Origin of the sequence: Streptomyces sp. TM32 (genome assembly GCF_004122755.1) — a bacterium.
GTDB classification, from domain to species: domain Bacteria; phylum Actinomycetota; class Actinomycetes; order Streptomycetales; family Streptomycetaceae; genus Streptomyces; species Streptomyces sioyaensis.
Genome location: NZ_SDIG01000212.1, coordinates 1 through 9,858 on the forward strand (window position 1 = coordinate 1; position 9,858 = coordinate 9,858).

General features: G+C 70.3%; 8 protein-coding genes and 2 pseudogenes. 2 read left to right on the top strand and 8 right to left on the bottom strand.

What is annotated here, in order from left to right; all coding sequences use genetic code 11:
• From EST92_RS31870 to EST92_RS28895, 8 genes and pseudogenes are all read right to left on the bottom strand, one after another.
• Positions 1–327: pseudogene (locus EST92_RS31870) on the bottom strand (hypothetical protein); the annotation flags it as partial.
• A 382-nt stretch (positions 328–709) separates the two neighbouring features.
• The gene (locus tag EST92_RS28865) at positions 710–2,632 is read right to left on the bottom strand and encodes an ABC transporter ATP-binding protein (RefSeq protein ID WP_129283653.1); all 1,923 of its coding nucleotides are present in this window, start codon (positions 2,630–2,632) and stop codon (positions 710–712) included.
• The gene (locus tag EST92_RS28870) at positions 2,629–3,063 is read right to left on the bottom strand and encodes a lasso peptide biosynthesis B2 protein (RefSeq protein ID WP_129283654.1); all 435 of its coding nucleotides are present in this window, start codon (positions 3,061–3,063) and stop codon (positions 2,629–2,631) included. The genes EST92_RS28865 and EST92_RS28870 overlap by 4 nt, the downstream gene beginning before the upstream one ends.
• Positions 3,060–3,314, bottom strand: a complete 255-nt coding sequence (locus tag EST92_RS28875; protein WP_129283655.1) for a lasso peptide biosynthesis PqqD family chaperone — start codon at positions 3,312–3,314, stop codon at positions 3,060–3,062. The genes EST92_RS28870 and EST92_RS28875 overlap by 4 nt, the downstream gene beginning before the upstream one ends.
• A 37-nt stretch (positions 3,315–3,351) precedes the next feature.
• Positions 3,352–5,208: a lasso peptide isopeptide bond-forming cyclase gene (locus EST92_RS28880; protein WP_129283656.1), complete on the bottom strand. Its 1,857-nt coding sequence runs from the start codon at positions 5,206–5,208 to the stop codon at positions 3,352–3,354.
• Positions 5,209–5,234: 26 nt separating this feature from the next.
• Positions 5,235–5,345, bottom strand: a complete 111-nt coding sequence (locus EST92_RS28885) for a keywimysin-related RiPP (protein ID WP_107070770.1) — start codon at positions 5,343–5,345, stop codon at positions 5,235–5,237.
• Positions 5,346–5,845: 500 nt separating this feature from the next.
• Positions 5,846–6,865 (bottom strand): proline racemase family protein, encoded by a 1,020-nt coding sequence (locus tag EST92_RS28890; RefSeq protein WP_129283657.1) that lies wholly within the window; start codon positions 6,863–6,865, stop codon positions 5,846–5,848.
• A 507-nt stretch (positions 6,866–7,372) separates the two neighbouring features.
• Entirely contained in the window at positions 7,373–8,530 is a 1,158-nt protein-coding gene (locus tag EST92_RS28895) for a magnesium and cobalt transport protein CorA (RefSeq protein WP_129283658.1), read from the bottom strand.
• A gap of 220 nt (positions 8,531–8,750) precedes the next feature.
• Between EST92_RS28895 and EST92_RS28900 the strand changes: the two genes are divergently transcribed.
• A complete protein-coding gene (locus tag EST92_RS28900) occupies positions 8,751–9,140 on the top strand; it encodes a cell division protein SepF (RefSeq protein ID WP_006602537.1) in 390 nt (129 codons plus the stop codon).
• Between the two features lie 55 nt (positions 9,141–9,195).
• A pseudogene (locus EST92_RS28905) lies at positions 9,196–9,858 on the top strand (biotin transporter BioY); the annotation flags it as partial.

Sequence of the window (9,858 nt, forward strand, 5' to 3'; positions counted from 1 at the left end):
CTCCTGCCCGGGCGTCCCCGCCCCCGCCATCGTCCTTGCCCCCGTCTGTGCCTCCGCCTGCGGCGCACCGGGCAAGTCGTCGGCGGGAAGGTGTCCTGGTGGTTTCTGCGGCACTCCGACGCGGAAGTGGAGCCGGTCATTCGAGTTTCCGCGGACGAAGTACCGGTGAATCATTCCCGATGGAAGTGTCACGCTCAGGTGTGCGCCGGCCTCCCAGTCGAACGATTCCTTTCCCGCGGGATCGACAAGAACCAGCCCCCGTAGCCCCTCGCCTAACCGCTCGGCCGGTTGCGCCAAGAGTTCCCGATACTCCTTGTTCTGCCTCATATGAGCCATCCCCCGCTGGTGGTCCGGCGTGTGCCGCCAGACGGTTTCACGGCCATAATGCCTCTTCTTTCGTAACCGTGGCCGAAATTACCGCCGGTACTCGCGAAGAATGGCCGACTGCTGCCCTTGGGTGGCTCAACGCGTCAGGGCACCTCACGGACGCGGCGGGGCAGGGAAGGAGCCCCATTTCAGCCAGACTTCGGGGTGCCCGCGAAGGCAGCAGGCAGGAGGGATGCGCAGTCCCCTTCCGCAGAATCTGGCCGGATTCTCGCCACGGTGCGCGGAAGAGGGCAGTGGCGTCGGGTGGCCATGACGCCGGGCCCGGAGGCGCCGGGCCGGTTCCGCCTCCCCCGGGGCGCTTGCCATGAAGTGAGGCCGTCGGCTACGGCCTTCGGGGCCGTCCGTGCCCGGCCGTCGCCGCGTCCGCCCTGGCCATGCCGTCGGCCGGCCGGAGCATCTGGCCGGAGGCCAGCGCACGGTACGAGGGGCTGGTGGTCAGCAGTTCCTCGTGGGAGCCGGCGGCGACGGTGCGGCCTTCCTCCAGCACGATGATGCGGTCGGCGTGCTGGACGGTGGAGAGGCGGTGCGCGATCACCAGGAGGGCGCACTCCTGCGCGGCTTCCTTCATGAGCGTGGTGAGCGCGGTCTCGTTGATGGAATCGAGGTGGGAGGTCGGTTCGTCGAGGAGGAGAAGTGCGGGCCGGGCGAGGAGGGCGCGGGCCAGGGCGACCCGTTGCCGTTCGCCGGCCGACAGGGTGTTGCCGCGTTCGCCGAGTACGCCGGACAGGCCACCGGGCAGTCGTCGGACCACCCCGTCGAGCCGGGCGAGTTCGACGACCCGCCGGACCTCGGCCTCACCGGCGTCGGGTACCGCGTAGGTGATGTTGTCCCGGAGCGAGCCATGGACGACATGGGTGTTCTGGTCGACGACGGCGATGCGTGCCCGGCACGCGCCGCGGCTCAGCTCGGTCGTGGGACGCCCGTCGAACAGCAGCCTCCCGGAGCCCGGTTCGTAGAACCTCGCCACCAGCGCGAAGATCGTGCTCTTGCCCGCGCCCGACCGTCCGACGAGGGCGACCTGCCCGTGGTGGGGGACGGCGAACGAGACACCGTTGAGCACCGGCCGGTCCGGCACGTACCCGAAATGGACGTCCTGCAGAGCCAGGGCCGGCGTCTCGCTCCTCCCCGTCCGCTCAACCCGCCGGGGCGCCACACGATCGACACACCCGCCCGTCGCGATCCGCTCAACGGACTCCACAGGCTCAACGGGCTTCTCGCCCACGGACCCTGCGGCCTCCTCGGCCTCCTCGGCCTCCTCGGGTTCCGCCGGCAGGGCCAGTGCCTGCGCGATCCGCTGGTACGCGCCCATGCCGCGCTGCATCAGCCCGACCGCCCGGAAGACCGACGACAACGGCAGCACCAGGTAGGAGGCGTACAGCAGAAAGGCGACCAGATCGCCGAGGGAGTTGGCGTGTCCGTCGACCCGCAGCCCGCCGATGACCAGGACGAGCAGGAAGGAGCCCTGGACGGCGAGTTCGACGGCGGGGCTCATCACCGAGGCGAGTTTGGCGGTCCGTACGCCGGCGTCGTACGCCGCGTCGACCCGCGTGCCGATGCGCGCCGCCTCGCGCTCCTCGGCACGGTGCACCCGGACCATCGGCAAGGCGCCCAGCGCGCGTTCCAGTTCGGCGGCGACGGCGCCGACGGAGCCTTGCATGCGTGCGGAGGCGGCCCGGATGCCTTTGAGCAGGGAGGCCACGACCACGGCGGCGGTGGCCACGGTCAGGGCGACCAGAAACAGCAGCAGCGGATCGATCCACGCCATCAGGACGACCGCCCCGGCGGCGGCGAGGGCGCCGGTCACCAGGTCGACCAGCGCCTGGGACACGACGTCCCTGAGCAGGGTGGTGTCGGTGGTCACGCGGGAGATCAGATCGCCGGTGCGGTGCCGGTGGTACTGGTGCATTTCCAGCCGCAGCAGGCGCGCGATGAGGCCGTGGCGCAGTCCCCGTACGACGCCTTCACCCATGCGCTCCAGGACGAAGCGCCCCACCGCGCCGGTCGCCGCCTCGGTGACGAACAGCGTGGCCAACAGCGCGAGCAGCGGCCAGAAGGCCCGTCCGTGTCCGTCGGCGTCGACGATGTTCCTGGCGACGAGCGGCTGGGCCAGTCCGAGGGCGGAGCCGGCCAGGGTGAGCACGGTGGCGACGACGACGGAGGCCCGGTGCCCGGTGGTGAGCCGGTACATGGTGGCGACCGCACCCCATGTCGAACGGTCCGGTGTCTTCTTTGCGGCCGCGGTCATCGGGTGGGCCGGCTGACGGGTGCCACGGCGATGAGCGGGGTGAAGTAGTCGTCCGGCACCCCTTCGTCCACCGGGCGGGCGTCGACCTCGATCCAGGCGTGCGCCGTGAAGGGAGGCACCACCCGCACCCCGGTGCACCAGGTCGGCCAGCTGCCGCCCAGCCGGCACAGCAGCGCGGCCCCCAGGGACCGGGGCAGACAGCCGCGCGGCCCGGCGCAGCGCAGGCTGACCGCGCACATCGCGTCCCGGGCGTTCTTGGCCTGGTCGGCGGAGGCCGGCGCGGCTCCGCGGCGTACGAGACCGAGGACGGCGCGGACGCGGTGCGGGGGCAGGAAGGACAGCGCGACGGCGGGCAGGAAGACGAGTCGGGCGGCCAGCCGCCGGGAGAAGGGGACTCCGGTGGGGCGCTCCAGTGCGCTCGGTGTCGTCATGCGGCCAGCCCCGACGCGCGCAGCTCCTCGACCAGGGTCGCGACGTCCTGCTCGGCGCGCATGCGGTCGATGCCGAACTCGGCGAGGAGCGCGTCGGCCGCCGCTGTTTCGTCGCCGCCCGCCAGCAGGGTGGTGACGATCAGGCTGGCGGTGGGGTTCAGCTCCCAGTACTGGCCGCTGCGTTCGTCCAGCAGGACCGTGCCGTAGTCGGTCGCCGCCGTGGAGACCTTGTCGCCGAACCGCAATGCCATGAGGGGTACCTTTCGTATCGGGCGTGCAGCGAAGTGCCTAGCGGGCGGTGCGGGCCTGGTCCCGCGCGGGGCGGGAGAGGCTGCGCAGCCACACTTCGCCGGCGATGGTCGAGTAGAGGATCGCGTCGCGCAGTCCGGGGGTGGCGGGCCGCTGGGCCAGCCGGCGCAGGGCCTCGCCGTCCACCAGACCGAGCCGTGCCAGCCGTGAGTCCTCCCAGAGCGCCAACAGGTCACCGCGGTGCTCGCGCAGCCCGTTGGACGCGTCCATGGATGCCGCGGCCTTGTTGGTACGCCCCAGACAGGACTCCGGCACGATGCCGCGCATGGCCGTGGTGAGCAGGGGCTTGTACCGCCAGGGCGTCACGCGCTCGCTCGGGCGGACCGCCAGGCACGCCTCGATCACCCGGTCGTCGAAGAACGGCGACGCCATCGGCACCCCGGCCCTGGCCGCCATCCGGTCCCACTGCCGGATGATGCGCGTACAGGAGCGGATCTGCTCCAGATCGGTGTGCAGTCCCCGGTCGGGATGCAGCGGTACGGCGGTCTCGGCCGCCGTACGAAGCGCCCGCCCGGCCAGCCGTTCGGCCTCGGGGGTGACCCAGTCGAACAGCCGCGGTGCCATGCCCCAGCCCAGCCCGCTGCTGACGGACGCGGGCAGCGGACCGCGCAGGCCGCGGCCGGCGTCCGCCAGCCACGTCCCGTACGGCCGGGAGTCGGCCAGTGCCCGGGCCATACCGCCGAGCGGCCACTGCCACAGCGCCCGGAACCCACGAAGCTGCCGCACGGCGAACAACGGGCGCCTGCGCAACAGGCGGTGGTAATACGCTTCGGAGCACCACGCCACGTGGTCACCGCCGATACCGGTCAGATGCAGCCGGCTGCCGCGTTGGGCCAGGCCCGGCAGGTGGTGCAGGACCCGTGAGCGGTCCATGACGCCGATGGTCGGCTCGTCCAGCAGGTCGTCGATACCGAGGAGATCGTTGTAGACCAGGGGTGAATCGTCGGCGTTCCACACCACGTGCTCGATCTGCGGCAGGCACTCGGCGGCCTGCGAGGCCCAGTACAGGTCGGTGTCCGCGGGGTCGCGACCCGGCCAGGTACTGGCCACCACCTTGGCGGGCGAGCGAGCGGCCAGAAACGTGATGGAGGTGGAGTCCAGCCCGCCGGACAGATCGCAACTGACCACGCCGCCCTGCCGCGTACGGGCATCGACTGCCGCGGTGAGTGCGTCCCGGACGAGGGGGGCTCCATCGGCGAGCGACCGGGTCGGCTCCGGCGGCGTCCACCAGCGCGTGTGCCGTACGGACCGGCCGTCCGCCGCGACGATCAGCGCGTCCTGCGGGGGCACGGAGGTGACCTCCCGCCACAGCGGTGCTTCGAGCAACGGGTGGGGAACCGGCCACAGCAGCCTGACCGCCACCTGTTCCTCGTCCGGTTCGGCGCCCAGCGCGTGGGCGAGCACATCGGCGCTGGTGGCCGCCACCCGTACACCGCCGACGCGGGCGTGGAACACCAGCCGCAGACCGGACGCGGTGCCCTGCATCCGGATCCGCCCGTCACGTGCGGCCACAAGATGGAAGCTGCCGGGCAGGCCGCGTGCCCAGGCGTCGAGTTCGGAGAGATCCCTCAACCGGCCGAGCCGGCGCTCCAGTTCGGAGGCCTCGACCGGACAGCAGCCGACGAGGGCGAGGGCGTCCGTGCCGACGCGGGCGGTCACGATGTCCTCGTCGTGCCAGTGGCCCACCAGCCAGGGACGGCCGGAGGCATACGTCAGGGTCCGGGATTCCGGGCGGGCGAAGCAGCGGGCCACGGCGGCCGCGTCCGCACGGTCGGGAAAGACCGCGAAGTGCGCGTCGCCGGGGCCCGTGCCCGCACCTGGGTGCGTTTCAGTCATGGCTTCGGATCAGCGAGCCGTCGACCTCAGTTCTTGCTCAGGACCAGCCGGTCGTTTCCGGAGCTGTTCAGGAGCCCGGTCTTCTTCCGGAACGAACCCAGTCGGACGAGCGTCGGCGCTTCGTAAGCCTTCTTCATTTCCGTCTCCTTCGATGCGGATTCCGCCGCCCTCCCCAGCCCGGCCACGAGCCGGCCGTCCGGCTCATGAACAGCTGCGCCCGGATTCATCGGAAACCCGGAACAGGAGCTGCGGCGCGCCACCGAAGCTAGTTGCAGCCCATCAGCCCCACGCAACAGAAGAACCCCAAATCGGATGGTATGAATTACCGTGCGATTCGTGATCGAAATACATCGATAGACGCGCCGCCGCTGAATCGGCAAGCGCAGAGCCGGCGTGCGAGCTCCGCTCAGAAAAAACCTTTGGACCTGTGCGTACGTGTCTGCCGCCGTACCCGGCGCACGGGAGCGCAGGAACGCGGAGCGGTAGCCTCCGGGTAGCGCCCGGCTTCGCTCCTCGCACAACCATTCCGCGGCCTTTCGCGCCGGGCGACGACGAATGGATCTGGTGGCGACCACGGCCTTGAGGACCACCGCGAACGTGTGTCGGCCGTTCGTCCGGCGATCGGCGGTCAAGGCCGTTACCGAAGTACGAACCCGGTGCCGAGGGTGTCTGCGGGATCGAGCTCGAAGCGGTGTTCTCCGGTCCGGTAGGCCGTGCCCGTGACCTCTGGAACCACAGCGGGATGGCCGTCGGCGGTCAGCTCTTCGACGATCCGGGCGTGGAAGCGGGTACCGACGATGGAGTCGTGAATGAGGGTCTGACCCGGCTTGAGCCGGCCGGTCGCCGCGAGGGCGGCGACCCGTGAGCAGGTGCCGGAGCCGCACGGAGAGCGGTCGACCTGGCCGTCGGCGAAGACGGCGACGTTGCGCTGGTGCGGATTGCCGTCCTCATCGGTGCCGAGGTCGTCGAACAGGATCGTTCCGTAGATGCCGCTGAGACGGTCATCGACGGGATGGCGGGCGTATTCGGTCCCGTTCAGCGCCCATTTCACCTCGCGTCCGATGGCGATGAGAGCGGAGTAGTGCTCGGGCGTGACGCTCAGGCCCACGTTTGCGGCCTTCAGGTGCGCGTAGATGGCGCCCCCGTAGGCGATGTCGACGGTGACGTCCCCGCGCGAGGTCTCGACGGTGACGTGTTGGCCGAGCCGGTAGCTGGGGACGTTGACGAAGTCGACGCCGGTGATCTGCTCGTCGGTCGAGTGCACGCGCATCGTGACGCGGCCCGAGGGGACGTCGACGACGACGGTGGTGGTGCCGGAGGCGTCACGGTCGACGCGGCCGGTCTGTACTGCCCAGACGGCGAGGGCGATGCTGCCGTGCCCGCACGCGGTCGAGAAGCCGTCCTTGTGCCAGAACAGCACACCGAAGTGGGCGCCTGCGTCGTCGGGTGGGGTGAGGAACCCGCCGTACATGTCCGCGTGCCCGCGGGGCTCGCAGCACAGCAGCTTGCGCAGGTTGTCCACCTCAGGGGTGTTGATGGCGAACATGCGGCGGTCGGCGACGGTGGTCCCTTCCATGGGGACCGGGGGCTCGGGGACGATACGGAACGGTTCGCCGCCGGTGTGGTAGTCGGTGGTGTAGATCTGACGGGTGTTCATGAGGTCCTTTCGTGGCCCATGCGCTGATCATGAGGTGGGGTCAGGCGGGGCCGGGCAGCCCAGCGCCGACAGCACCAGGCCACCGCCCGCCGCCGGCTCTGCACTCGATCTGGGAACCGCTCCGGCGCCCCCTGTCCAGCGCAGCCGACAGGAGTTCACCGGGATTCCTCACAGGCCTTTCACAGGGCGACACGGTTGCTTCCGGCCTTGTTCGCGGCATTCTGGACGGTGCCGCGCGCAGCGTGCAGGGCCGTGAACGACTCCCCCTTGGTCCGCAGGCAGTCGGCCCACGCTTGCTGCACGCTGCGGAACCCCGGGTCGGTAAGGACCCGGTTGCTCACCCGTGCGGTCAGCCCCGCGACGGTGAGCTCGGCCTGCTCCCATTCTCGTATCGCTCAGCAGAAACGGGCAACGGCCCCCGTCTGAGGCGGCGTCGGCCGCTGATGTGCGCCGGCACCTGCGATCTGGGCCGCACTGCATCACGGGACCTCGTCCCGCGACGGTTGCTCAGAGCCAGTCCCGCCGCTTGAAGATGACGTACAAACTGATGCATACAATCGCCATCAGGACGACGGCGAAGGGGTATCCGAACGCCCAGTGCAGTTCCGGCATGGAGCGGAAGTTCATGCCGTAGATCGTGCCGACGAGAGTGGGCGCGAAGAGAATGGCGGCCCAGGCCGAGATCTTTTTGATTTCCTCGTTCTGTTCGAAGCCGGCCTCGGCCAGCGCCCGCATTTCCGCGTTCTGCTGCTGGTTCACCAAGGTCGCGTGGACGGTGAGGATGTCCTGCAGCGCCTGGCGGAAGCCGTCCACGCGCTCGGTGGTGTGCAGGGCATGGTCGGCCACGTCGCGCAGATAGCGGCGCAGTTCCTCGTCGATGGCGTACTTCTCGAAGCCCGCGGTCAGGTTCTCCAGCATGCCGTTCAGCGGCCGGGTGGCGCGCTGGAACTCCACGACCTCGCGAGAGAGTTCGTAGATCCGGCGGGAGGCCCGGGGGTCGCCGCCGAAGACCTCGGTCTCGATCTCGTCGATGTCGTTCTGGACGCCGGCGACGACCGGTGCATAGCCGTCGACGACGGCATCGAGGATGGCGTAGAGGACTGCTTCGGGGCCGCGCTTGAGGAGTTCGGGGCTTTTCTCCATGCGGTGGCGTACGGCAGAGAGGTCGGGGGCGCCGCCGTGCCGCACGGTGATCACGAAGTCGCGGCCGACGAAGACATGCAGCTCCCCGAAGTCGACCTCCTCGGGATCGTCGAGATAGCGCGCGGCGCGCAGGACGACGAAGAGGGTGCCGCCGTAGCGTTCCAGCTTGGGCCGCTGGTGGGCCTCCAGGGCGTCCTCGAGGGCCAGCGGGTGAAGGTCGAACTCCGCGGCCAGGGTGGTGAGTTCGGCGCGGGTGGGACGGTGCAGGCCGATCCAGGCGAGGGTGCCGGCGGTGGCGCGCTGCTCCCGGAAGGTGTCGGCCAGCGTGTCGTGGGTGCTGACGCGGTGTCCGTCGCGGTACAGGGCGGCGTTGATGACGTGGCCGCCGGTTTCGGCCGGCTGTTCCGGGGTGTCGGAGTCGTCCGGGGTGGTGGCGGGCGGGGGACCGGCGGGTCGTTTCTTCGCGGGTTTGCGCAGGCCGCGCAGGCCACGCGGCCGACGGCCGGCAGGATCGGAGCTCACGACAGAACCGACCTCCGTCACAATGGGGATGAACAGGCACGCAGAATCTCGACGCAGGATATCTGTCGCGGATGTCAGCACAGGTCAGGGGCCATGGTGCAGGATGGAACGGGACGTGACGCGGTGTGTGTCGCGTCCGCCGAGCTTTGTATGTTTATCTCTAGAATTGTGCGATGCAGATACCGCAGACAGCCAGCGCTCCCCCTAGTGAGGTGATTCGGTGAACGGCCCCGATGCCACCGACGAGCAGTGGGAAGGGCTCGCCGAGGTCGTCCCGCTCCGCAGCAGTAGTGAATGGCCTTCCTGGCCCGACCACCGGGCCCTCCCCGAGGACGAACCGGCGGAGCAGCTGCGGCGCTTCATCGTCATCCGCGTCCAGACCTTCGCCGACGCCCGTGAGGTCGCCGAGTACTTGATGGCGCAGATCCCCGTCCTGCTGGATCTCAGTAGTGCCGATACCGATGTCGCCAAGCGCATCCTGGACTTCTCCAGCGGCGTCGTCTTCGGACTGGGCAGCGGGATGCACCGCGTCGACACCAACGTCTTTCTGCTGGCACCCGTCGGCACCGAGGTCGAGGAAGAGGCGGCGGGCGCCATCCCCCGTTCGTAGGAAGAGCTGTTGGGCGTAACGGTTCTCCGCTCGGGGTGCTGCGTAACGTCCGCATATGAATACCGACAGTGTGCGGCCGGCGGTCACCGAGTTACGGCTCTCCGCGTTCAAGACCCATCGCGGCGTCACCCTGCCGCTCGGCCCGCTGACGCTGCTGAGCGGCGGGAGCGGCAGCGGCAAGTCCAGTGCGCTGCAGGCGTACGCGATTCTCGCCCGGCTGGGGAGCGGGGAGTCGCTCGCGCGGGCGTTGGCGGAGGTGGCCGGCGGCCCCTCGGCGTGTGTGCCGACGGGGGCGCGCCCCGACGGGCAGGGGAGGCGCGGCTTCCGCCTCGGATGTACGGTCGACGGCCCGGCCGGCCCCGTCAGCCTCGATCTCGCGGTCCAGGCCGAGCCCGAACTGCGCATCGTCGGTGAACGGTTGATCGGCGGCGGCGAGACCTTGCTGACCACCGCGCTCACCGACCCCACCCGTCCCGCGGTCCAGGCGGCCTGGCACACCGCGGGGGCGACCCCGGTGACCCGTGCACCGCTTCCCGACGACCGGCTCGGCACCTCCTTGCTGCCGCTGCGCGTCGCGGGCAAGACGGTGGGCCAGCGGCTGGTCCTGGCGGCCGCGGAACAGGTGGTGGTCGCGCTGCGGTCGGCGTTCGTGTGCGACCCGCGGCCCGAGGTCATGCGCGCCGTGGGGGCGGGCGGCGCGGGTCGCACACGAACGCCG